This window comes from Rhodopirellula europaea 6C (genome assembly GCF_000338295.1).
Classification (GTDB): Bacteria; Planctomycetota; Planctomycetia; order Pirellulales; family Pirellulaceae; genus Rhodopirellula; species Rhodopirellula europaea.
The window spans coordinates 23,154-45,683 of sequence record NZ_ANMO01000167.1; the positions used below are offsets into that span (position 1 = coordinate 23,154).

General features: G+C 55.9%; 16 protein-coding genes and 1 tRNA gene. 6 read left to right on the forward strand and 11 right to left on the reverse strand.

All coding sequences use genetic code 11. The annotated features are described in order from the left end of the window. Positions 1-143: 143 nt before the first annotated feature. Positions 144-217: transfer RNA gene (locus RE6C_RS17180), tRNA-Asp, on the reverse strand. 332 nt (positions 218-549) lie between these two features. On the opposite strand from RE6C_RS17180, the gene RE6C_RS32510 reads away from it, so the two are divergent. Then, the gene (locus RE6C_RS32510) at positions 550-717 is read left to right on the forward strand and encodes a hypothetical protein (protein WP_008658515.1); all 168 of its coding nucleotides are present in this window, start codon (positions 550-552) and stop codon (positions 715-717) included. Between the two features lie 100 nt (positions 718-817). On the opposite strand, the gene RE6C_RS17185 is transcribed toward RE6C_RS32510, so the two are convergent. From RE6C_RS17185 to RE6C_RS17215, 7 genes are all read right to left on the reverse strand, one after another. Continuing rightward, complete coding sequence (locus RE6C_RS17185; RefSeq protein ID WP_008658517.1) at positions 818-2,374, reverse strand: DUF1501 domain-containing protein; 1,557 nt, start codon at positions 2,372-2,374, stop codon at positions 818-820. Further along, a complete protein-coding gene (locus RE6C_RS17190) occupies positions 2,371-5,976 on the reverse strand; it encodes a PSD1 and planctomycete cytochrome C domain-containing protein (RefSeq protein WP_008658519.1) in 3,606 nt (1,201 codons plus the stop codon). The genes RE6C_RS17185 and RE6C_RS17190 overlap by 4 nt, the downstream gene beginning before the upstream one ends. Positions 5,977-6,179: 203 nt before the next feature. Continuing rightward, on the reverse strand, positions 6,180-6,773 hold the full coding sequence (locus RE6C_RS17195) for a flavin reductase family protein (protein WP_008658521.1): 594 nt from the start codon (positions 6,771-6,773) through the stop codon (positions 6,180-6,182). Beyond that, positions 6,770-7,570, reverse strand: a complete 801-nt coding sequence (locus RE6C_RS17200) for an inositol monophosphatase family protein (protein WP_008658522.1) — start codon at positions 7,568-7,570, stop codon at positions 6,770-6,772. The genes RE6C_RS17195 and RE6C_RS17200 overlap by 4 nt, the downstream gene beginning before the upstream one ends. 50 nt (positions 7,571-7,620) lie before the next feature. Further along, positions 7,621-8,739, reverse strand: a complete 1,119-nt coding sequence (locus tag RE6C_RS17205) for a serine/threonine-protein kinase (protein ID WP_007324953.1) — start codon at positions 8,737-8,739, stop codon at positions 7,621-7,623. Positions 8,740-8,920: 181 nt separating this feature from the next. Then, the gene (locus RE6C_RS17210; RefSeq protein ID WP_236618290.1) at positions 8,921-10,039 is read right to left on the reverse strand and encodes an EamA family transporter; all 1,119 of its coding nucleotides are present in this window, start codon (positions 10,037-10,039) and stop codon (positions 8,921-8,923) included. Beyond that, a complete protein-coding gene (locus RE6C_RS17215) occupies positions 9,993-10,937 on the reverse strand; it encodes a nucleoside hydrolase (RefSeq protein ID WP_008658527.1) in 945 nt (314 codons plus the stop codon). The genes RE6C_RS17210 and RE6C_RS17215 overlap by 47 nt, the downstream gene beginning before the upstream one ends. A 172-nt stretch (positions 10,938-11,109) precedes the next feature. Between RE6C_RS17215 and RE6C_RS17220 the strand changes: the two genes are divergently transcribed. Next, entirely contained in the window at positions 11,110-12,153 is a 1,044-nt protein-coding gene (locus RE6C_RS17220) for a hypothetical protein (RefSeq protein ID WP_039962365.1), read from the forward strand. Positions 12,154-12,290: 137 nt separating this feature from the next. Next, a complete protein-coding gene (gene trpD / locus RE6C_RS17225; protein WP_008658540.1) occupies positions 12,291-13,319 on the forward strand; it encodes an anthranilate phosphoribosyltransferase in 1,029 nt (342 codons plus the stop codon). Between the two features lie 57 nt (positions 13,320-13,376). On the opposite strand, the gene RE6C_RS17230 is transcribed toward trpD, so the two are convergent. Continuing rightward, on the reverse strand, positions 13,377-14,915 hold the full coding sequence (locus tag RE6C_RS17230; protein ID WP_039962366.1) for a sulfatase family protein: 1,539 nt from the start codon (positions 14,913-14,915) through the stop codon (positions 13,377-13,379). A gap of 112 nt (positions 14,916-15,027) precedes the next feature. Between RE6C_RS17230 and RE6C_RS17235 the strand changes: the two genes are divergently transcribed. Together RE6C_RS17235 and RE6C_RS17240 are read left to right on the forward strand one after the other, a co-directional pair. Then, a complete protein-coding gene (locus RE6C_RS17235) occupies positions 15,028-16,479 on the forward strand; it encodes a sulfatase family protein (RefSeq protein ID WP_008658545.1) in 1,452 nt (483 codons plus the stop codon). A gap of 156 nt (positions 16,480-16,635) precedes the next feature. Continuing rightward, a complete protein-coding gene (locus tag RE6C_RS17240) occupies positions 16,636-18,891 on the forward strand; it encodes a putative secreted protein (protein ID WP_008658547.1) in 2,256 nt (751 codons plus the stop codon). A gap of 89 nt (positions 18,892-18,980) precedes the next feature. Here RE6C_RS17240 and RE6C_RS17245 read toward each other — a convergent pair whose 3' ends face one another. Further along, positions 18,981-19,292: a hypothetical protein gene (locus RE6C_RS17245; protein ID WP_039962371.1), complete on the reverse strand. Its 312-nt coding sequence runs from the start codon at positions 19,290-19,292 to the stop codon at positions 18,981-18,983. Between the two features lie 374 nt (positions 19,293-19,666). On the opposite strand from RE6C_RS17245, the gene RE6C_RS17250 reads away from it, so the two are divergent. Beyond that, on the forward strand, positions 19,667-21,082 hold the full coding sequence (locus tag RE6C_RS17250; RefSeq protein ID WP_039962372.1) for a phosphoglucose isomerase-related protein: 1,416 nt from the start codon (positions 19,667-19,669) through the stop codon (positions 21,080-21,082). Between the two features lie 115 nt (positions 21,083-21,197). Here RE6C_RS17250 and RE6C_RS17255 read toward each other — a convergent pair whose 3' ends face one another. Further along, the gene (locus RE6C_RS17255; RefSeq protein ID WP_008658552.1) at positions 21,198-22,511 is read right to left on the reverse strand and encodes a DUF1552 domain-containing protein; all 1,314 of its coding nucleotides are present in this window, start codon (positions 22,509-22,511) and stop codon (positions 21,198-21,200) included. Positions 22,512-22,530 lie beyond the last annotated feature (19 nt).

Sequence of the window (22,530 nt, forward strand, 5' to 3'; positions counted from 1 at the left end):
GCTGCTGAGCCACGAGAATATGGCCTCAGTTTCGCCGTTGGCTAATCTGTGGGCAATTACCCACAAGAGGACTTGCAAAAGCGTGCTCTGCCAGAGGCGGCAGGTATTCGTTTGAGTCAACGAATCACGAGAGATTAAAGAAGCGACGCGGACGGGACTCGAACCCGCAACCTCCGGATCGACAGTCCGGGGCTCTAACCAATTGAGCTACCGCGCCTTGAAGAGGTCAACCAAAGCGTTTGAAAACAACTTTTGGTCTTCTTCAAAGGCTCGCAAGAAGATGAAGAAAGTCTCATCTCCGCTGCGATGGGGTGGAGTATATCTATGCTCGGATTGCTTGCAAGGCCGGTCTGAGGGGTCACCCAAAATTTTGTTTGCCGCCCCGCAAACCACGTCGGTTTGCACTGATTTTAACGGTCAAACCTTGCGGGAAACTCGCATCTGCGTGTTTCTACTTCGCACCAAGGAGAACAGTGCGACGTCGGTGACCAATCGAACTACGGTTGATTGCACGTACCCCGTGAAACACACGCAATCGAGAGTTCCAATATGGACGCTTTCCTGCTCGCCTTTTCTATCGTCGACTACTTCTGGGACTGTTGGTGGGAGTTCAAACTGTACTTCCTGCACCTGACAAAGTTCCAATGGATGTTGCTTTCCATCGCTTCCGTTTTGAGCGGATTCCTCTGCCTTCGCGGTGATCGATTCCGAATTTGATCGGATCGACTGGACCTCGCTTCAAACGCGAAAAGCAAACTTTCGCCTGACCCGCACCAGGCTGCCGAAGCATTCGGCGGTCGGGTTCACTCTTTTCGCTTTAGGCGAGCAACTCGCGAACGACGCGAGCTTCTTCCACACCGGTCAAACGCTGGTCGAGCCCCTGGAACGGGTAGGTGAATCGTTCGTGGTCGATTCCCATCTGATTCAGAATGGTCGCGTTCAAATCACGAATGTGGACTCCGTCACGGACGATGTTGTAGCTGAACTCGTCCGTTTCGCCGTGCACGACGCCTTGCTTGATTCCGGCACCCGCCATCCAGATCGAGAAACACTTGGGATGGTGATCGCGACCGTAGTTGGTTTTGGTGAGCGCGCCCTGGCAGTAGATCGTTCGACCGAACTCTCCGCCCCAAACGACCAACGTGTCATCGAGCAGCCCACGCTGCTTCAAATCAGTGAGCAAGCCGGCCGACGGTTGGTCGGTGTCTCGGCATTGGTTCGGAAGATCCTTGGGCAATGCACCGTGTTGGTCCCAACCGCGGTGGAAGATTTGCGTGAAGCGAACGCCACGCTCGGCCATCCGTCGTGCCATCAAGCAGCAGTTTGCGAATGTTCCCGGTTTGGTGACGTCGGGACCATACAGGTCGAGCACGTGTTGCGGTTCGTCACTGAGGTCAGTGAGTTCCGGCACGCTGGTTTGCATTTTGAAAGCCATCTCGTACTGAGCGATCCGGGCTTCGGTTTCGGGATCGTGCCAGCGGTCGAGCGTGTTGCGATTCAGTTCGGCCAGGGTGTCGAGCATCCGGCGGCGCACACCTGAGTCAATTCCGTCAGGGTTGGAAAGATACAAAACCGGATCGCCGGCACTTCGCAACGCGACGCCCTGATACTTGCTGGGTAAAAAGCCGCTTCCCCACAAGCGGTTGTAGAGAGCTTGAGCTTGTTTGCGGCCGGTCCAAGACGCGGTCATCACAAGGAACGCGGGAAGGTCTTCGTTTTCGGTTCCCAGTCCGTAGCTCAACCACGAACCCAAGGACGCTTTGCCGGGAAGTTGATTTCCGGTGCAGATGTACGTGATTGCCGGATCGTGATTGATCGCTTCGGTGTACATCGATTTGACCAAGGCGATCTCGTCCACCTTTTTGGCCATGTGCGGAATCAGTTCGCTGGCCATCGTCCCGTTGGCACCATGCGGGCTGAACTTGTAGATGCTCGGCGCGATGGGGAATCGAGATTGACCGCTGGTCATCGTCGTCAACCGTTGGCCTTGCCGGATCGACTCAGGCAGATCTTTGTCAAACCAATCGGCCATCTGAGGTTTGTGATCCCACATGTCCATTTGGCTGGGAGCACCCGACATGAACAAGTAGATCGCGCGTTTCGCGGCCGGCTCATGGTGCGGCAAGCCAGGTTGCCCGGGAACACCGGCTCGAGGTGCTCCGGCGGGCGGCGTGTCCAGTGACACCGCTTGGCTATCGGCGGCACGTCCCATCCCGGGCATGGAGGCGAGTGCGGCGGCACCCAAGCCCGCCGCGGCGCTGGAAAACAGCGAGCGACGAGTGAGGTGTTGCATGCGTTCTTGCAGGACCGAGGACATCAAAGGTGATTGTGTCAGCGAGTTCCAGTCTTCGCAGGGGAATTCAGAGCGACTCATTTGCAAACCACCTCGTCCAAGTTCAAAAGGGTGTTCATCACGACGGTCCATGCGGCCAGTTCAGGGTCGGGAGTCCCGGTCAACTCACGGGCTTCTTCAAGCTGGACTGAGTAGTGCTCGATCAAATCCGCCAACAAAAGTTCCAGCGATCGGAGTTCGTTCGTCTCGATCGGGCGCAACGTCACTCGCTCGAAAGCAGATTGAATTCGCTTTCGAGAGATCGCTTCCCAGTCGGACTGATCCGGGGTCGGCGATGCGGTGATCTCTTGGGCCATGGCTTTTGCGGCCTGCATCGCTTGCGTTTCATTGAGCAGCAACAAGGCTTGCATCGGCGTGTTGGTTCGTTCGCGGCGGGCGGTGCATGACTCACGACTGGGAGCATCAAACGTTGACATCACAGCGGGAGCACTGGTCCGTTTCCAAAACGTGTAGATGCTACGGCGAACAGTTTTGTCGCCTTCGTCGGGGACGAAGTTAGCGGTGTCACTATCGGTGTATCCCACCGCTTCCCACAAACCCGCTGGTTGAGGCGGTTTAACGCTCGGGCCGCCTCGGGTTGCGACCAGCAAACCAGACAGCGACAGCATTTGGTCGCGAAGCGTCTCGGCGTCCAATCGGAAACGGGGCCCGCGGGCGAAGTAGCGATTGTTCGGATCGACGGTGAGCATGGTGCTGGTCGCCGTGGCGTCACGGCGATAGGTCTCGGTCATCACCAGTCGTTTCATCATCTCTTTCACATTCCAACCGCTCTCGCGAAAATCGATGGCGAGTTCGTCGAGCAATTCGGGATGCGACGGCAGGTGACCTTGGCTGCCGAAGTCTTCGCTGCTTTTGACCAATCCGTTTCCAAAGAGCTGCTGCCAAAGACGATTGACGGCAACGCGAGCGGTCAGAGGGTGATCTTCGCGAAGTAACCACTGGGCGAGTCCCAAGCGATCCAACGGAGCGTCTTCGGGGAACTCGGGGAGAAAACCGGGGACCGCACGTTCGACTTTTTCGCCGGGTGAATCGTAGAGCCCGCGTTCCAGAATGTGAGCGTCGCGGGGTTTGGCGGTTTCTTTCCAAACCAGCGTCGTTGGAACTTGGCCGTTGATCTTGTCTCGCATCGCGATCATGCCGTCATGCATGTCGTTCAACGCGATCCAACTTGGATGATCACAAACGATCTCGCGATAGAACGCTTGGGTTGCTTGCCAATCCAGGGTTTCGGTATCGCTTGATTCCTCGGGTGCTGACAAGGCGGCCAAGCGTTGTTTCAAGGTGTCGGAGAATTCGACGGTGGACGATTGGATCGCATAGGTCAGCGTCGCTGGTCCGCTTCGGTTGACGTGTCGAACGAACAGGTGGTTGTCGCCTTTTTTGAGCGACAGCTTGTGTCGCTGCGACAACGGTCGAATGTCATCGTCCTTGCGATTGCCAGGTTTCTGCTTGGCCACTTCTTTGCCGTTGAGAAACAGAACGCTGCCTTCATCGGCTCCGAACATCAATTCAACGGATTGATCCGACGGAGACCGGATGACTTGATGCAGAATCGAAACGCTGGGGGAACCTTCGATCGTCGGCAGTTCGTTGCTCAACACCGAAACAATGTCGGTGCGATGCTCCCATTCATATTCTTGATCTTGATAGGAGACCTTTTTGGCCGGATCGAATTCATTCTTGTCTTCGCCCGCGAAGGCTTTGTTCAAACCATCGCCGACGTTCTCGATTTTCAGCGGCCCGATCAAGTGTGAGTCACCCAGGACGATGCGTTGGTCTTCGGGCAATTGGTTCATCGAGGAATGCAACGACAAAGCCACATGGCGAAGCATGTGGGAAACGTGCTGCGATTTGTAATGCAATGAAACACGGATCTGTCCCGCCTCGGCTTCGATGGCTTGGATTCCAAACCAAGCCGTTCGGTCGCCAGTTGCCTCGTGACCGCCAACGGCCCATCCGGTCGTCGTGTCAATCTTTCCGTCAATCGCATTGGTCACCGCGAATTCATCGCCGGATTGTTCGCGGGTTGCTTTGGCGGAACGAATCGACACTTCGGTCCATTCCGATTGGTCATCGGGACGCGTTTCGATTTTGATTTCGCTGAGCACGGCGTTTTGATTGGATGCCGTTCCGACTCGCGGGTGTTCTTCGTCCGTTTTGGCGTGCAGCTGCAACATCCGCCAAGTACCAGCGGGCAGCGACGAAACGATATGCATCACGTCTTTCGCGGGAGGTGTGCCGTCCCATTCCACCGATCCGTCTTCGTTCTGTTTGAACTTTCCGTCGTTCTTGGTGGTGACTTCGACCGGCATCAAGTTCGCGTGGAACGACTCTTCGCTCGCTGCCAACGTTTGCTGCCATTGGAGTTGGGCGGCATCGACTTCTGGCAACGGTCCTGCCATCTCGGCTTTCAGTTCAGCGAGATCGGAAGCAATTTGCTTCAGATCGGCTGATTGTTCGGGGGAAGGAACACGCACGACTGGCGGATGAGCTTTGTTGTTGCCATCCATCGCTCGCCCGTCCAACGAATTGAAGAACGCGGACAGCGCGAAGTAGTCCTTCTGCGTGATGGGATCGAATTTGTGGTCGTGGCAGACGGAGCATCCCGTAGTCAATCCCAGGAAGATCGTGCCAAAAGAATCGGTGCGGTCGATGACGTTGCGAGCGAAGACTTCATCGTAGATCGATCCGCCTTCGTTGGTGGTAACGTTCAGTCGGTTGAATCCGCTGGCGATTTGGTTGCGAAGCGTTTCGGCCTCGTCCGTTTCGGGCAACAAATCACCAGCCAATTGCCGGGTGATGAATTGGTCGAAGGACATGTTTTGATTGAATGCGTCGATGACCCAGTCGCGGTAGGGCCACATCTCTCGGTAGTTGTCCAGGTGCAGACCGTGTGTGTCGCCATAGCGAACCAAGTCCAACCAATACCTCGCCATGTGTTCGCCATAATCCGGTGAAGCAAGCAGTTCGTCGACGTAGTCTTCGTAGGCGTTCGGCGATGAGTCAGCAACGAACGCTTCGACTCGTTCCAGTTTGGGTGGCAAACCGGTGAGGTCGAACGACACGCGACGAGCGAGTGAGCGTCGATCAGCAGAGCCCGCAGCGGACAATCCCAACGATTTCAGTTGAACATCAATCCATTGATCGATGCGATCCGAATCGGTTGAGTCCGCATCGGCACCCGATGGCAGTTCGTGACGGCGAGGTGTCGCGAAGGCCCAGTGCGATGCATAAACCGCACCTTCGGAAACCCACTGGTTGAGCAACTCAATCTGTTTGGGCGACAGCGGTTTGTGGAAATCTTCCGGCGGCATGATCATGTCGGAATCGTCGGTCGCGATTCGCTCGATCAACAAACTCTCCTGCCATTCGTCTTGGTCGATGACATCGGCGATCCCTTCCGCTGAGTCTAACCGGACACCGGCTTGGCGATCGTGTTCGTCCGGCCCGTGGCATGCAAAGCAATGATCCGAAAGGATCGGACGAATGTCGCGTGCAAAATCGATCTCAGCTTTGGAAACTGTTTCTTCCGCGGATGCATTGCCGGATATGGCAGTGCATGAAAGCAACAAGACAGCAAACCATCCAATCGTGCGACGGGACGCGAAGACGTTCCAGATCATCTAGGAACCCAGGAAGGAAGGAGGTTGGGTAGGCGGGATGATCTATCTTACTATCAATGCGACGATGCTCCAAACCAATAGACTTGCGTGAAAGCCTATTGATTCAATCGCTAGGTCGCGTTGTGCGCTTTATCAATCACCTTCGCTAGCAACCCCAATGATCGGGGGCTTTTTGCAAGGATATTCCTAATTGCAAGGGATTGTCATTCGAAACGATCACGAGTGCGTGTGTACCTCGGACCACCCATCCGACCGATCGTGAAGATTTGCTCGGGATCAGGCAGCCCATTTTTTCCGACGACGGAATCGGCCACATAAAAGGAGACAATGCGTCCAACGACCAAATTGGCTCCGCCGCGTCCGGGGCCCAGTTGCATCGACGTCAACATTTCGCATTCCATCGCCGCAACCACATCAGCAACTCGAGGCACTTTGACTTTGACCGAAGGAGCCTTTTGCAATCCGGTCAGGACAAATTCATCTTCGTCCGGACGGACGTCCGTTGCGGATTGCTTCATCGTTTCGGCGAATTCCTCGGTGACGACGTTGACCACGAACTGGCCATTGGCACGAACATTGGCGAGCGTGTCCTTGGGAGTTCCATCCAAACGGTTGACCGGACAAAACATCACCGTGGGCGGGTTCGCCCCGACGCCGCCAAAGAAACTGTACGGCGCCAAATTCGCGACTCCATCGGCGGAGAGCGTCGAAACCCAGGCGATCGGTCGCGGCGTGATCAACGCGACCATGGATTCATAGACCGCGCCGATCGACACATCGTTTGGATCGATGATCATGTTCCGCTCAGTTGTTTCGTCAAAAGCGATTGCAGTTCGGGCGTTGCCGAGACGCAGAACTTCGGATTCCAATCATCGAATTCCTGGCCACCGTAGCCTTCCAAGATCGCGCCGGATTCACGAGCGATCACGGTGCCGGCGGCAGAATCCCAGGCGGCAACATTGGTGGCCCAGTAACCATCGAGTCGTCCGTCGGCGACGTAGCACATGTTGAGCGCGCACGAACCCAAGCGTCGCAGCGAACGGCACTTCTCGAGCACCTTCACAAAGCGAGTGACTTCGGGCGAGTCAGCGGTGACACCCGCGCGGAAACTGCACGCGACCAAGCTTTCCTCGATGTCGGTGCAACCACTAGCGGACATCTTTTGATCGTTGCAGTGGGCGCCTTGACCATCAATCGCGGTGAACATTTCGTCTCGCGTGGGATCGTAGATCACTCCCAGCCGCATTTTGCCAGCCGCGTACAAGCCAATCGATACAGCAAAGCTTTGCAGGCGGTGAACGAAATTGACCGTTCCGTCCAACGGGTCGACCACCCAGCAAGGCGGCGCGTCGGGATCGCCCGATCGGACGTTGGCGGGCGGATCGTTTTCGCCCTCTTCTTCGCCAACGAACGCATAGTCCGGGTAGGCGCCGACCAGCAAGTCACGAATGGCTTTTTGAGATGCCAAGTCGGCGTCGGTCACCAGATCTTTGGGGCCTTTCTCACTCACAACGCGGTGATCGCGTCGCGACATCAATTCAGCGGCTCCGGCACGTGCCGCGTCGACGGCCAGCCTCAAATGGGCACTGTCCATGGAGTTTGTCTTGGGGGTTGGTTGGAGGCGGTCCGATGGGTCGGAAGCCGTCAGTCGTTTTCCAACCGGCGAAGCTCTTCCAACCACAAGCGAATGTCATTGTCGTATTCCGTCGACATATTGCCAATGATGAGCTGTCGATGGAATGCCGCTGCACCCTGTTCCACGTGCTCAGCCGCCTCGGCACTGACGAATCGAAGCGTTGGATCGGGGGCAATCAGGCCTCGCAAAAAATTCATCAACAAAGCGTTTCGCAGAACTTCCTCGGGAAGAATCCGTTCCAGATTCATCGGGAGTTCGCGTTTTGCCTGCAGAAGTTCACCCAGATTCTTCGTGTTGTTGAACGGATTGAAACCGGACAACAGCTCGACCAGCACGTATCCAACGCTGGCCAAGTCACTGCGGGGAGTCGCGTCGAGGTTGTCGAGGACTTCCGGAGCCGCGTACAGCGGAGTGCATTCGCGATCCTTCGGCGGGTTGCGATAATCGATGGACGAACCCATGTCGATCAGTTTCGCGTGCCCACTGCGTTTGAGCATGATGTTGGCAGGTTTGACATCGCCGTGAACGATTCCGTCACGGTGCAAAGCCGCTAGCGCCGCCAAGCATTCGCGAACGATCGCGACGGCGACGCCGGGTTTGAATCGAGATTGCTCGGGGCCTTCGGTGATGATCACATCATTGATGTATTTCCACCGCTTTGGCGTGATGTGGTCACGCAGCAATTCCAGGCACTTCGGCATGACCAACTGCCGGAGATCGTAGCCATCGACCCATTCCATCAGCATCACACGGATGCGATCACGTTCGAAGAAGTTTTGAACGTCCAGCAAATTGTCGTGCTGGATCAACGCGATTCGAGCGGCGATCGACGCGATTCGTTGCATCGCTTCGTCGTACGAACGAGCGTCAGGGAACCGTTCCGGCGAAAAGATCTTCATCGCCACGGGAACGGTGAATCCGTCGGTGCCTCGGTGCTCGGTCAGGTAAACCTCGCCCTGACCACCCCGGCCCAGCATTCGGCGAAGGTTGTAGTGACCGGTCCAGTTGATTTTGCGTCGACGCGTCAGCTCATCGTAACGCGATACCAATTTGGGATCGCATTGGCTGGATTCCTCTCCGAGATAAGTGATCGTCGGAACAGGTTCGTAGCGTGTGGTTGCAGGCATACCATTCATACCGTCGCGGCGGCTTCCATGTCACCAAACGTAAACCAGCAGCTGACACATTGGCTGCGGGGACGCTTTAACACTAAGCGTCGGACACTATCTTGACTTGGGATTGTGGTTTCGTCGAACGCTAAAAAATAACAGGGGGGATGAATATACCGATCGCGACAATTGAAGGGGTTCATTTCCCCAGAAGGATCATGGCAGCACCGAATAAAATGCCCGCCACGCAAAATGCCTTCCGCTGAAGGTTCACTTCGCCCAGCCGAGATGCTCCCAATACCAACGCGACAACGACGCTGCATCTCCGCAGCGTCGAAATGACAGAAACCATCGCGTCTGGGTTCGCCATGGCGGTGAAGTAGACCATGTCTGCTGCTAGCAGCAGAGGGCTGATGCACCAAACCGCCGTGCGGAACTCAAACTTGGACGTGGACGAACCTGCAATGGTTCCCTTTGCCGTTTCGATCGCGGATAAACGTTCCGTCGTCCTGTTTGCAGTCTCCTTCGTTGACAAGTCCTCCGGCAAAGGCATCGTCGCCGTTTCAGCTTGCGTCGCTCGAGTCGCGCTTTCATCGTGTCCCGCTAACCGACGTTGGTTGAACCACCAATGCAGTGCCAGCGGAGTCATCACCGGCAACATGTATATCGTGAACCAAGCTTGAACGGTTGCCGGTGAATAGCCACCACCTTGCAATAGATATTTGTCGTAGATGGAGCTGAACGATCCCAGCAATGTTGCCAGCAACATGCAGCCGACCCAGCGATTGGTCGTGAACGCGATGCCCTCGGATTTTCCGATCGTCGAGAACAACCAGAACGATGCAATGACGATCGCGATGCCGGCCCATTGCATCATCGCGGGTCTTTCACCCAGCACGCCAATGGCAATCGCGATCGTCCAAACGGGACTGGTGGATCGAATCGGTGCAGCGATGGACAGCGGCAAGTGTTTCAGGGCGAACAACGCAAGCGTCCAAGATGCTCCGACGAGAACACTCTTTGCCAACAGCTTGCCATGATCGGTCCAGGTCAGCGGCTGGACTTTTAAGAACTCGATCGGGAAGGCATCGCCGGCAAATTGCTGCGCGATCAACAGCGGTCCCCAAATGGTTGTCGCAATGCAAGCGGAAGCAAACAAAACCATTGGCACCGCGTTCTCGCGAGCGGCCAGTTTCTTTGCGAGGTCATAGACCCCGAGCAATCCGGCGGACACCAACGCCATCAACATCCATTCCATTGGAAGTGTTGACCTAGCGAGTTTGTTGGCCGGCGTAGCGAATGCTACGCACGATGGCATCTCGAACATCGGTGATGCTGGCTCGGCGAGCCACTTCCATGTTGACGCTCCACTCCGGTCGTAAACGCCGGTCGAAAACGGTCATGCCGCGAGTCAGTGCGCCGTTGACTTCAACGTCACCGGCCATTTCATCCCACTGAAACATCTCGGGTTCAATGACTGAGATCAACGCGGTCGCATCCTGCAAAGGAACGACTTCCCGTCCAAGTTTCTGATGCGAGATCCGAAACTTGTATGGCAGGATCTTGTGCAACAAGGCTCCCGCACGAGTTGTTTCGGGTGGCAACTTTTCAAGCAGGTCGACGCCAAAGGTGACCGCGTCGGTCACGTCGAGTGGAACCAGGCTTTTGGTTGTTGCCGATGCGATGACTTGTTTGGCACTGGACGGATCAAAGAAGAAGTTCATCTCGGAAACGGCTGTCGCGTTGCCGCTGTGCGAGACCGCTCCGCCACTGATGACAACTTTGTCAATCAAGGGCAATACGGCAGGATCCATCCGGCAAACGCGAGCCAGGTTGGTCAGTGGTCCCAAGCAAACGATGGTGATCTCGTCGGGATGACGCCGAATCAGATCGGCCATCAACTTGTCGCTGGAATGATCGTTTTGACGAGTAGCCGACGGGAAGTTGAATCCAGCCAATCCATCAGGGCCATTCAAATGGCTGTCATCCAACATGGGCGGATCGGCTGGAGTGACCGCGGTTCCCAGTTGCGGGTATCGAGCCGGATCCAACAGGTCAACAATCCCCATCGCATTGATGCTCGCCTGGGCCGCGTCTACGGTTCCGGCGGTGGGAGTGATCGCGACAACGTCGAGTCGCGGATCAAACAACGCCATCGTGATTGCAATGGCGTCGTCGATTCCGGGGTCACAGTCGATGATGATCTTTCTGGTCATGCCATCCAGTCTAAGTTCTTCCCGGTGGCCGGGCGAGACCCTCGCCTCGGTCAGGTCGCGAATCGCACCGGAGTGGAGTTGGCTTGGATACGATGAGGCAACGTGGGAGAAGTTTCTTCCACTGACCAACCTCGGTTGTGATTTTAGTCAGCGTTTTCGGAACGAGCCCCACATGTCCACTCCATCTTTCTGCCTGAATCGGAAGCAACCGGTGTTTATCGCCGTCGTCATCGCAACTTTGTTTGCAGTGGTCTTGCCTGTTGCCGCCAAGGCAACCGCAGCGGACGGTGTTTCGGTCGTGTCGTTTCATGGCTACGACGATTGTCTCCGCATTAGCAATGGTGATGCGGTGGTGACGCTTTGTCCGGCCGCGGGTGGCCGAGTGTTGGAGTATTCCGTCGGTGGGACGAATGTTTTGTACCTGGATTCCGAAGATGCCGGGTGGACGCTGCAGCAATTCGAAAAGGGTCAAACGGATCGACGCGGTCAGCTGTCGGCTGGGCGATTCGACATCGGCCCCGAAATGGTTGTCCAGCGAGGCAACGTGCTTTGGAACGGTCGCTGGACAGCGGAAATTGTCGCAGATCGCACGGTGAAGATGACGAGCCAATACGATCCAAAATCGGGAGCCCGACTGACGCGAATTTTTGAACTGGACGAAACGGGGGCTCATCTGACATGCACCCAAACGATCGCCAACGAATCCGATCGCCAGGTCAGTTTGTGCCACTGGAGCCGAACGTTTGCGGTCGGCGGCGGAATTGTTTTGGTGCCTCGATCGGGGCCGGTGCGGTTTCCGCGAGGATACGTCCGCTACGAAAACGGCCTGATTCGTTCGCGGCCAACCGAGCCCAACATTCACGTTGATGAGGATGCGGTTGTTGTTTCCGCGACGCCGGAATTTCCCAAACTGGGGTTCGACAGCCACGCGGGTTGGTTGGCGTATCTGGCACCGACGGACCAGTTGTTTGTGAAGCGTTTTCCGACTTTTCCTGAACGGTCGTACAACGAATTGGCGGGGCTGACGGTTTCGGTTTGGTACCCGGAAAAGGATTTGGTGGAATTGGAACCGATCGGGCCGGCAGAAAACTTGGCACCGGGAGAGAAGGCGGACTTCACCGAAGATTGGTACCTGCTGCCGTACGCGTTTCCGGCTGAGTCCAGGCAAATCGATCGAGAAGATATCGAGCAACGAGTGAAGGCGATCAGCGAGTGAAGACGCTGGGCAAGCGAGCCCAGACGGCGTCGTTTGATGCTGGCTCCTTCGGATCGTGGCGGCAAGCTACACTTGGGGCGTTCAACCCAACGTCGCGTCGCGAAAGCACGCTTTGATGCTCTTGTCCTGCCAGGCTGATGACTGATTCTTCGACTGATCCTTCGCTCTCTTTTTCGGATGCCATCACTCACGCGCGAGGTGGCAACGATTTGTCGGCGGAGCAAACCGGTGCCTTGATCGATGCCATGTTGCAAGGTGCCGCCAACGAAGAAGAAGTGGGCCAGCTGTTGCTGGCACTTCGCGAAAAAGGCGAGGCGGTGAGCGAGTTGGTCGGGGCGGCGCGGGCGATGCGAAAACACATGACTCGGATCGATCACGACCATGATGTTCTGCTGGACACGTGCGGCACGGGCGGCAGCGGATCGGGGACATTCAACATTTCCACCGCGGTTGCGATTCTGGCATCAGCATGCGGTGTCGCCGTCGCCAAGCATGGCAATCGACGTGCAACCAGCAAGACTGGGTCGGCCGATGTGCTGGAATGTTTGGGCGTCAAAATCGAATCCGAACCCGATCAGGTTTCGCGACGACTCAACGACATCGGCATTTGCTTTTGTTTCGCGGCCAAGCTGCATCCTGCGATGCGTCATGTCGTTTCCGTCCGACGCAAACTGGCTGTGCCGACGCTTTTCAACTTGCTCGGGCCACTTTGCAATCCGGCTGGAGCGACTCACCAATTGCTCGGGACGGCGGCTCCCGATACGCAGACAAAGATTGCCGCGGCACTGGCGGAACTGGATACGCAGCGAAGCTATGTCTTGCACGCTCAAGACGGACAAGACGAAGTCTCGTTAGACGGAGAAACATCGTGCATTGAGGTCGCATCCGGGACTCAGGAAAGCCATACCTGGGTGCCAGCCGATTTTGGACTGACGCCGGTTCACCAGAACGCACTCGCCGCAGCCAATCCACCTGAATCGGCTGAGATCATTCGCTACCTTTTCGAAGGCAGCCCCGGAGCGCACCGCGACACGGTGTTGGCGGGATGCGCCGCGGCACTTCGTTTGGTTGGTCGAGTATCGTCGCTCACCGAGGGCGTTGAAATTGCCGCCGAAGCGATCGATTCCGGGGCAGCCCAGGACAAGTTGAGACAACTCGCCGAGTAGTTTAACGGTCAGTGCATCGACGCTTTGTGTTGCGGCAATTTGCTGGTCCGACTGATCCTATTCGGGATAACCGTCTTCACGAATGGTTTGCAGCAACGCTTTCATTCGCTTGACGATTTGCGGGTATTCGCTCGCGACGTTTTCGCTTTGGCCAATGTCGACGGACAAGTCGTAAAGCTCGTGCGGGAGTTTGTCGTCGGCGGGGATTTGCCGGCGTGATTCCCAGCCTTTGTTGCGACCGCTGACGTAGCCACTCTTGGCATCGATCAACAACCACTTGCCATCGCGAATTGCGTATTCGTCGACGCGAGTGTTCTGGACCAGCGCCTGACGATGTTGTTGTTTGGGTTCCTTCAGCAGTGGCATTAGGCTGCGTGAATCTTTGGCTTGTCCGTCCGGGATCGAATGCCCAAGCATCTCCGCCAGCGTCGCGAATAGGTCGACTTGAGATACCAATGCGTCGCAAGTTGATCCAGCGTCGGTGACGCCCGGCCAATGAATGACGAAGGGCACGTGGTGACCGCCTTCGTAAAGATCGCGTTTCAATCCACGGAAAGGTTGCGACGACCAGTGGTCGTACTTTTCATCGCGAGCGTAGGCGTAACGTTCCGGTCCGTTGTCGGCAGAGAAGATCACAATCGTGTTGTCGCGTTGTCCCGATTGTTCCAAGGCTCGAAGCAGTTTTCCGCAGGCGTCGTCGGTTTCGCAAACGTAGTCGCCGTAGGGGCCCGCTCCCGATCGACCGTCGAACTCGTCGTTGGGAATGATCGGCGCGTGGGGCGCCGGAAAAGCGAAGTATAGAAAGAACGGTTGGTCGCTTTCTTTTTGCGATTCGATGAACTGCACGCCGCGTGCGAGCGTGGTGGGAATGTTTTGATACGGATCCCAATCCGATGTCATCGGGCCAGGACGACATTCCCAGTTTCCCTCTTTGATCGGTTTCCACTTTGCGGTGTCCATGATCGTGTCGGGAGCCTTCACGACTTTGTCGTCTTCGATCCAGCAGTACGGCGGCAAGTTGATCACGGTGTCGCCAAAGTACGAATCGAACCCGTGAGACAGAGGTCCATCCGGGATCGACTTCGTCCAATCAAACGCTTCGGGACCGAATCCTTTTTTGCGTCCTTGGTCGAACGGTTTCGCGTCGGGTTTTTTGATCGCATCCCAATCCCAACCCAGGTGCCACTTGCCGATCGCGGCGGTTTGATAGCCGTGCTCTTGGAACATCTCGGGCAGCGTCAGTTGTTCGGGTTCGAAAACCGATTCACCAAACGCGTTGACGATGCCGTGAAAATCTCGCCAGTGATGGCGTCCGGTCAGCAATGCGTACCGACTGGGTGTGCAAATTCCCGATGATGAGTGACCGTCCGTGAACCGCATGCCTGATCGAGCGAGTTGATCTAGGTTCGGTGTCGGGATTTTCGAATCCGCGTTTTGCACATTCAGGTCGCCGTATCCGAGATCGTCGGCGTACAGGATCAGCACATTGGGATGCGTTTTGGTTTCGGCCAATGTCGAGGAAACGCAAACGACGGAGCCGAGAAGTATGATGAGGAAAATGGCGAACGGTGATCGCAAGTTGAGTGGGAATCGCATCGAGGTTCTCGCCGCAAAAGTGCATTTTTATTGTGAAAAGCTGTTACTCTATCTCGCCCGACCACGTCCGTGGTCCTCACCCATCGAAAAACCTCCCTCCTGTCAAAACATCATGATTTCTAGTTGGTGCCGAAAGGTTTGGTTCCGTCCCGTCTCGCCAGCAATCTGCCTGAGCGTTTTTGCCGCGTTGCTGGTTGGCAGTTTGTCGTCCACGGTCAGTGCCGCTTCAGGCGACTCCGAAAAAGCATCCGACGCTCCAATGAATGTCGTGGTTTTGTACGCTGATGATTGGCGTCATGACACGCTAGGAGTGGCCGGAAATCCTGTCGTGAAAACGCCCACCTTGGATGCTCTTGCGAGCGAAGGCATGCGGTTCACGGAGAACTGCGTGACGACATCCATTTGCGGTGTCAGTCGCGCGTGTTTGTTCACCGGACAGTGGATGTCCTCGCACGGTTGTGATGGTTTCAAACCGTTTGAAACACCCTGGCAACAAACCTATCCGGGCATCCTGCGAGACAACGGGTACTACGTTGGGCACGTTGGCAAATGGCACAACGGAAAGTTCCCCGGCGAGAAGTTCGATTTCGGACGGTCCTACTATGGCCGACACTGGTTCAAGATGCCCGATGGATCGAAGGTGCATGTGACGCAGCGGAATGAAAACGATGCGTTGGAATTTCTGGGCAAACGTCCGAAGGATCAACCGTTCTGCTTGACCGTCGCTTTCTTTGCGACGCATGCCGAGGACGGGAATCCGCAGCAGTTTTTGCCGCAACCGGAAAGCATGCATCTGTACCAAGACGTTGAGATCCCCGTTCCAGCAAACGCGACGGATGAGTCTTTCCATCGACTGCCAGAGTTTGTTGCCAATGACGGCAACGAAGGCCGCAATCGTTATCACTGGCGATTTGATACGCCCGAGAAGTATCAGATCATGATGAAGAACTACTACCGCTTGGCAACGGAAGTCGATTCGACTTGCGGTCGGATTTTGAAAGAACTGGAAGAGCAAGGCGTGCTGGACAACACGTTGGTGATCTTCACGACCGACAACGGTTACTACCACGCGGAGCACGGTTTGGCCGACAAGTGGTATCCGCACCAAGAGAGCATTCGCGTTCCGTTGATCATTCGTGACCCACGAATGTCCGCGGACAAACATGGTTCGACGAACGAAGACTTCACGCTCAGTGTTGACCTAGCACCGACAATTCTGAATGCCGTTGGTGCGGATGTGCCCGAATCGATGCAAGGCCGCGATATGTCGGTTTTGTATGGTGTCGACGACACCGACCAAGGCCAATGGCGTGAGGAATTCTTCTACGAACACCCCACGATTCGTGACAAGAATTTCATTCCGACCTCGGAAGCGTTGGTGAGAAAGGACTGGAAGTATTTCTACTGGCCTGAGTTCGACCGTGAGCAGTTGTTTCACATCTCGGAAGATCCGCACGAGGAAAATGATCTTGTGAACGATCCGGCCCACGCAAAGCAACTGGCTGAGATGCGGGCTCGTTTTCAAGAGCTGAAACGCGAAGCGGCGTCCAAGTCGAACGGCTGACGCTGAATTCTTGTCCGGAGAGTCCTAAGAAAGTCGGCTCTGATTCGTCGTGTTCTTGGCGTACTGCCGAACTGTCTCGGTTTAGAATCGAGGCAGACGTGTGGGCGCCAGCCGATGCGTTTCAGGCTTCTCTTCGACTCTTCTGGATATACAGGCATGAATGGCTTCCGTTGGAACCGAACGCTGTTGGGTTCGTTGTTGTGTCTTGTCACAATTCCGCTGTCGGCTCAAGAGGCAACGGAGCCGCCATCTAAAACACCGGTCCAAGAGGCGGAGAATCAAGCGATTCCGGAAGTGGAACTTTCGCTTCGGTCGGTCACGCTTCACGCTGCCGGGAAAGGTTGGTTTGAATTTCGCGGCAAGATCACCGGTGCGGGAATCTTTCGGGTTGAGGTCGGCGAGTTCGAACTGAACGAAGCGATTCGCGTTTCTCGAATTCTGGATCCTTCGGCACCGGGTGAAATTCGGATGGTGTCATCTCGCGATCCGGTGCACCCGCCGACAACATCGCCCAACACACGAACGCTTGGCGATTTGTTGGTGTCGATGAAGGGGCAACGCATCGTCGCGACGGAGCATTCAGGCAAGAAGGTCGAAGGCACGCTGGTCGCGATTGAGCAACGCACTGAGATTGTTGATGAACAACGAATCGAGCGTGAGGTCATGACCGTGTTGACCGAGACGGGATTGAGCTCGATGTGGGTGAATGACTTCGAGTCCATCGACGCCTTGGATGAGGGGTTTCAAACTCGTTTGAAAGAAGCCTTGGAAAATGAGGCTCGTCCAGCCGAACTGGCGACCCATGCGGTCGAATTTGTGTTCGGCGATGGACCCGAGCGAGAGGTCACGATCGGTTTGATGCGTTCGGTGCCGATGTGGAAAGTTAGCTACCGAATCGAAGGCGACCAACTGATTCATCGCAGCATCGTTGAGAACGTGTCAGGTGTGGATTGGGAAGGCGTCGAGCTGAGCTTGATCGACGGAAGCCCTGTTCTATTCGCGATGGATCTGCGATCGGTCGTGCGGGCCAGGTTGGATCAGTTGCAGCGTCCTTCGCGGCAGGTCGCGATGGCGCCAAGGTTCAGTGAATCGTTGGGGCGAGCATATGACGACCTCGAGTTGGCAGGACCAGGGATCCCCGAAGAGACGATCGGGATGGATAGTTCCATGGACATGATGGATATGGATATGTCGATGGGTATGGGCATGGGAGGCGGCATGGGAGGAATGGGCGGCGGCATGGGAGGCGGTTCGTTTGGAGCGATGCCGGCCCGCGAGAGCCGAAACGGGGACGACGATTTGTTCGCAAACGGTTCCGGTTACGGCGGTTCATTGAATCAAGTTTTGAACGAAACCAAGGATGCTCCCGCCGGCAGCACGTTGGAATTGCAGTTTGAGTCCGTTGATTTGAACAGCGGGAAGACCGCTCTGTTGGACACGCTGATTGATCCAGTGTCGGTCAACGATGTCTCGGTCTACCGCCAGTCCTATCATCCGACAGCAACACTGTTGTGTCTCGAAATCGAAAACAACACGTCGGCGCTGTTGCCTTCGGGGCCCGGTAGTGTTCTGGCGGGTGATCAAATGCGTTCGATTCTCGGCGAGGTCGTGCTCCCAGATTTGGCTCCCTCGGTCAAGCGATTGGTGGGGTATGCGATGGATGGAGGTGTCCGTGTCACTGCCCATCCTGTCGAAACGACATCCGAGCAACAATCGATCGAGATCGATGAGAAGTTGCATCGAATCACGATCAAGACGCAGCATCAACGATCGACAAAGTACGACGTTCTGAATCGATCCGGTGATGACCGGACCGTGATCTTAGAAGTCCCCCTGCCACCACAGCCTTTCGAGTTGCAGGCGATGGAAGACAAAGACATCGAGGTCGAGAAAACAGATGAGTGGCATCGGTTGCGAGTCAAGATTCCCGATGGTGGCTCTCGCGAAATTGTCACCGTGTCGAAGCAAACGGCAGACGATTCCAACGCGTGGGGCGAAATCGCGATGGGAACACTGGAACGTTGGATCGCGGAAGCCAAATGGGAAGAGGCTCAACTGGAAACGATTCGAAGCATCCTGGCGGATCGACGCAAACTCGACGAAACGGATCGTACGTTGGAAGGCTTGTTGGATCTGCGCAAACACCTGGTGACAGAACTCGAACGCATTTCGAATCAGTTGACTCGTCAGCGTGGCAGTAGCTCATTCCCGCGGGAAGTGATCCAGCGTTACCAAACGGAATTGCTGAAACAAGAAAACCGCTTGGCCCAGTGCGAGCAGCGGATGCAAGAATTTGCGAAGCAGCGGCGTGAGCTGGTCGATCAACTTGGCAAGGATCGCGAACTGCCGTCCTCGTTGTCAGGACTGAAGGCGTTTGTCATCGACACCGATTTGATTCCCGAGGGAATGTAGACGGTGTTGCCAACGGAGACCGCCACGCCCGCGGCGCAGCCCAAGAACGATCCGTTTGGCAGCGATCCATTTGGGAACTGAATCCCGCTTCAGTTGTTGCTGAAATGCATTTTGAGATTTCGCTCGCGACCCAGCGGGTTGCTGCGATAGCGACGGTAACAGGATTCGCAAAGGTCAAACGATTGCGAAACCGTTTCGCCGGTTGAGATCGGAGCGTCGTGCAGTTCGATCGTGGGTTCGGCGAAGCATTCTGGCTCGCTGTCATTGCGTGGCGACGCGGCGTCGTGGTCGATCATTTCGATCAAATCATCTTCTGCTTCATCCGCTTCGATCGCTTGGTGCAAAGCGTCCAGGTGATCCACGGCTTCGTCGTCGTTCCACTCCTCTTCCAACTTTTGCACCTCGATCGCAATCGTGTATCGAGAGCTTTGTGATGGGTCAATTACTTGTCGACATCGATCACATGTGTAGTGAATCATCTCGAAGTGACTCGCCGGAATGAATGAAAGGCAATTGCCAAAAGAAAAGGTTCGGCCGACTCGCATCGCAACCGCGATTGTTTGTCCGCCCGTTCTTCATGTTACTTCTCCGCGCGCCTCGCCCGCAAGCATTTTCTTTTTCGGAGGTCACAAAGGAATGCGGCGGGGTGCAAATCTCTGGGACCCTGCCCAGCGACGAGCGATCCAGTATCATCGTCGCTCATGGGCACCGCGGTGTCATTCAATCCAGTTCATTCATTCAAAACTCCTCTCCATTTTTCTGCACGGAACCCATCATGAGCTTGCTCCGTTTCGACGCTTCCGGATCAATCAACGACGACTACGGGATCACTCAAGCACAAATCGATTCGTTGAAGGGCCAGATGGAAACCCTTCGCACTGAGATGGTCGAAACCGATCAGAAACAATACGATTCGGGCGACATTCCCGCGGACAAACAGCCTCTGGACGCTCGGTTCTTTTGGTTGCCTGAAGAGATGCTGGAAGCGTACGCGAAAGAGCGGGAAGCGTCGGAGTTGGGGCGGATTTTCAAGGTCGCCAATGGACTGCATGACCAAATTGACGCAGCCGTGGTTTTGGGAATCGGCGGGTCCTACATGGGCGCCCGAGCGATGATGGAAGCTTGCTGCGACCCGTATCACAACGAAATGAGCCGTGCCGCTCGCGGCAGCAAACCTCGGATGTATTTCGAGGGCAACAATGTCGACAACGATGCCTCCGATTCGCTTTTGCAACGCGTTCGTGCGGGCGGGTACGCGGACAGCGACGCCGAAAAACGCCACGCTATCATCGTGATCAGCAAGAGCGGTGGAACGATGGAAACCGCCGTCGCGTTCCGCCAATTCCTCGCCAACTTGGAATCCGAACTCGGGCCGGAAGCCGAGGATTGGTTGTCGCGTTTGGTCGTTCCCGTGACCGGCGAAAGCGGCAAGTTGCACGACTTGGCGACCGAAATTGGTTGCGATGAAATCTTCACCGTGCCCGATGGTGTTGGTGGGCGATTCAGTGTCCTGTCACCGGTTGGCTTGGTCCCTGCCGCGTTCCTTGGTTTGGACTGCATGAAGTTGTTGGAAGGTGCCGTGGCAATGAACGAACACTTCAAAACCGCGGACTACGCCGACAACGTCGTGATGCAGTACGTCGCCGTGAACCACTTGCTGTCACAGCACCGCGACAAATCGATTCGCGTAATGAGCGTGTGGAGCAAGGCTCTTGAGTCGGTTGGACTGTGGTACGACCAATTGCTGGCTGAGTCCAACGGCAAAGACGGCAAGGGTGTGACGCCACTGACAACGCTCAACACTCGCGATCTGCACAGTCGTCACCAGCAGCATCAACAGGGCCGCAATGACAAGGTGTTCAACAACGTGATCGTGGAATCACAACGGACGGATTCGTTGGCGGTTGGTCACTCGAAACGCAACCAAGACACGCTCAACGACATCGCCGAGAAAACTCTGCCAGACATCATGGCGGCCGCGATCAAGGGAACCAACGACGCTCTGCATGCGGATGGACGTCCCACGACCGACATCATCTTGCCGCAGATCGACACGCATGTGTTGGGGCAGTTGTTCCAAATGCTGATGATCGCCACCGTGATCGAAGGCCGCTTGTTGGGCATCAACCCTTACGGGCAACCTGGGGTGGAGCAGTACAAGACCAACATGAACAAAAACCTCGGACGCTGAGGTTCTTAGGTTGATCTGCCTTCTATAGCTCGGTGGTCCTCCACCGAGACCTGCACTGCTCGTCGCGTATTCACGGTGGAACCACCGTGCTACAGGTGTTGCGTGATTTGGTCCGCTACGTGGTGGACTCGAGACCTTTGATACCGGTCGCGGTGCTGGATCCGAAGGCGTCAATTTCGAGTCCCATGCGTCGGGCGAGGTCGACGTACAGATTGCATAGCGGTGTGTTGTTCGCCGCGTCGTGAGCGACGTACTCGCCATGCCGGTAGCCGCCGCCGGCCAGCAAGATCGGAAGGTTTCGCCAATCATGTGCACTGGCGTTGCCAAGATTGGATCCGAACATCACCGCGGTGTGATCCAAAAGCGATTGGTTGTTTTCCTCGATCGATTTCAATTGATCGAGGAATTCGCCAAACGCTCCCCATTCGGCCGCTTCGATTCGTTTCAGTTCGGCGATCTTCTCAGGGTCTTTGCCATGATGCGATAGACCATGCCAATCGCTTTGAACCCCGGGGATCTGAGGAACGGAGTTCAGCCCAGCCAACTGGAACGTGACGGTTCGTGTCGAATCGGTTTGCAACGCCAATGCGATGATCCGGTACATCAACTTTTGGCGTTCAATCGCGAGAGCTTTGTCGTTGATATCCGAAACGGGTTCTTCGTCGACGACTGGTTTGGGACGACGGACCCAGCCTTCGGATTGCTGCAGTCGCGATTCCAAATCTCGGATCGAGTGCAGGTACTCTTCCAGCTTTTGTTGATCGCGAATTCCGAGTTCACGTTTGAGCGATTGCGCTCGCGATCCAACCGTGTCGAGAACGCTGCGGCCGCGGCGGAGTCGGTCGAGGTCCGCTTCGACCTCGTGCGGTTTGCCATCGACGAACATTGCGGTGAACAGCTTGGCAGGTGAATGCTGGGCTGGGATTTCGACCCCGCTGGAAGTCCAGGAAAGTGACTGCCCGCCGGTCGTGAGTGCCAGGAATGGGAAGCGAGTTTTCAGTCCAATCTCTTGTGCGATGAGTTGGTCGAGCGAGATTGTGTTTCGAAATCCTGCCAACCCCGGGCGTCGAGCGGCGGTCAACCAAGTCAACTCGGAGGCGTGACCGTTGTTGCCGTTTTGTTCCGGATGAGACAAACCTGAAAACAAACTGAAGTCATCACGATGGCGTTGGACTTTTTCCAGGTACGGTGTGATCGCGTAGTCGCGGCCGGTCGATTCGGGAAACAAGTGATCGCCGTGAAAACCAAGCGAAGCACAAATGGCAACGAAGCGTTTCGGTGTTCGCTCCGAATCGGCGGCGTGATCATTGCCCAACACGCGGCTTCCGAGTGAAGGACCCATCGCTTCCAAGAACGGCAATGCCAAGGCCGCACCACCGGCGGATCGCAACAGTCGTCGTCGAGACATCGGCCGAGTGGGGATCAACATGGCATTTTCAAGTGAAGGG

Bases quoted from the DNA above. Each gene is read 5' to 3' on its own strand.
- RE6C_RS17250 (WP_039962372.1), top strand. From the start codon at position 19,667: ATGAGCTTGCTCCGTTTCGACGCTTCCGGATCAATCAACGACGACTAC.
- RE6C_RS17235 (WP_008658545.1), top strand. From the start codon at position 15,028: ATGATTTCTAGTTGGTGCCGAAAGGTTTGGTTCCGTCCCGTCTCGCCA.
- RE6C_RS17205 (WP_007324953.1), bottom strand. From the start codon at position 8,739: ATGCCTGCAACCACACGCTACGAACCTGTTCCGACGATCACTTATCTC.
- RE6C_RS32510 (WP_008658515.1), top strand. From the start codon at position 550: ATGGACGCTTTCCTGCTCGCCTTTTCTATCGTCGACTACTTCTGGGAC.
- RE6C_RS17200 (WP_008658522.1), bottom strand. From the start codon at position 7,570: ATGGACAGTGCCCATTTGAGGCTGGCCGTCGACGCGGCACGTGCCGGA.
- RE6C_RS17220 (WP_039962365.1), top strand. From the start codon at position 11,110: ATGTCCACTCCATCTTTCTGCCTGAATCGGAAGCAACCGGTGTTTATC.
- RE6C_RS17240 (WP_008658547.1), top strand. From the start codon at position 16,636: ATGAATGGCTTCCGTTGGAACCGAACGCTGTTGGGTTCGTTGTTGTGT.
- RE6C_RS17190 (WP_008658519.1), bottom strand. From the start codon at position 5,976: ATGATCTGGAACGTCTTCGCGTCCCGTCGCACGATTGGATGGTTTGCT.
- RE6C_RS17215 (WP_008658527.1), bottom strand. From the start codon at position 10,937: ATGACCAGAAAGATCATCATCGACTGTGACCCCGGAATCGACGACGCC.
- RE6C_RS17210 (WP_236618290.1), bottom strand. From the start codon at position 10,039: ATGCCATCGTGCGTAGCATTCGCTACGCCGGCCAACAAACTCGCTAGG.
- RE6C_RS17185 (WP_008658517.1), bottom strand. From the start codon at position 2,374: ATGAGTCGCTCTGAATTCCCCTGCGAAGACTGGAACTCGCTGACACAA.
- RE6C_RS17230 (WP_039962366.1), bottom strand. From the start codon at position 14,915: ATGCGATTCCCACTCAACTTGCGATCACCGTTCGCCATTTTCCTCATC.
- RE6C_RS17255 (WP_008658552.1), bottom strand. From the start codon at position 22,511: ATGTTGATCCCCACTCGGCCGATGTCTCGACGACGACTGTTGCGATCC.
- RE6C_RS17195 (WP_008658521.1), bottom strand. From the start codon at position 6,773: ATGATCATCGATCCAAACGATGTGTCGATCGGCGCGGTCTATGAATCC.
- trpD (WP_008658540.1), top strand. From the start codon at position 12,291: ATGACTGATTCTTCGACTGATCCTTCGCTCTCTTTTTCGGATGCCATC.